Raw genomic sequence first — 1,031 nt, forward strand, 5'->3', positions numbered from 1 at the left:
CCGGACCCCGTAAAAGGATTGCGAAGATGCCCTTGCAACTTCTCGCTATCACCAAATTGTCAAAGAACTTTTTTCCCTGCCGAGGCAGGCCCCAGAAAGGCCACCTCTCTTCAACTTGCAGGACCGCCGGGCGGCGGCTCTGTCCGTTGGTCAGGAGCGGACGCACGAGAGCAACACTCCGGTGCGCCGGCTCGCAACCAGCCGGCTCTTCTTTCTTTTGGTAGCAGAGGGATTCGGTTAGATCGCCAATCCGTGCTGTGCAAAGTGGTGTATCTTCATCCTACCGGGGCCACTTCCCTCCGTCAATTCTCCCGTTTCTTTTTTTTCCGATTTTTTTCTTGACATCCTCATGTGGAGATGAGGGGGATCGAACCCCTGACCTCGTGGTTGCAAACCACGCGCTCTCCCAGCTGAGCTACATCCCCTTTCGAGTGAACCGCGACCGGCTGCCTCGCTCTTCGCCTCGTGGGGCGCCTGTAGCCCTGGATCTCCACCCCGCCGTCGCCGGCCTTGCCGCACTGGGCGCACCTGGATTCGAACCAGGGACCTCAGCTTTATCAGAGCTGCGCTCTAGCCAACTGAGCTATGCGCCCTCTCTCTCGCCGAACAAAAAAGCCAAACCCGTCGGGTTTGGCTCTATCCCAACCTCACGTGGAAGATAGAGCTTATCCGGTTTCGATAATCGCTGTTACGATTGCCGCCATCCGTTCGATGGTTTTGGAAGTTAAGGGTTTGGTTTCCAGCGGGAGCAAGGGGAATTATAGAACGCAGCCCACTGCTGTCAACAGCCGATTTCTTTTTTTGCTACGGCCTTCCGACGGCCATACGTATCCTTTGATTTAGATGCAGCTCCGGCGAAAAGGATTCACCGTCGCCAACGTTTATTTTAGACGCCCCCCGGCCGGTGTCAACGGCCGGAATCACTTTTTCTTATCCTTCCTCTGTCCCGCCTTTTCGCGGCGGGAATGAAACTCTAGCCGGCCCGGCCTCCCGTGGCAAGGGAGGTCCTCTCCTTTTCGGCCAGACGCCAC

The 1,031-nt window shown here is 56.8% G+C and carries 2 tRNA genes; both read right to left on the minus strand.

The features are described from left to right. Positions 1-352: 352 nt before the first annotated feature. Positions 353-425: transfer RNA gene (locus VNL73_07630), tRNA-Ala, on the minus strand. Positions 426-519: 94 nt separating this feature from the next. Next, a tRNA-Ile gene (locus tag VNL73_07635) sits at positions 520-593 on the minus strand. Between the last annotated feature and the right edge of the window lie 438 nt (positions 594-1,031).

The organism is Verrucomicrobiia bacterium (assembly GCA_035574275.1).
GTDB lineage: Bacteria > Zixibacteria > MSB-5A5 > DSPP01 > DSPP01 > DSPP01.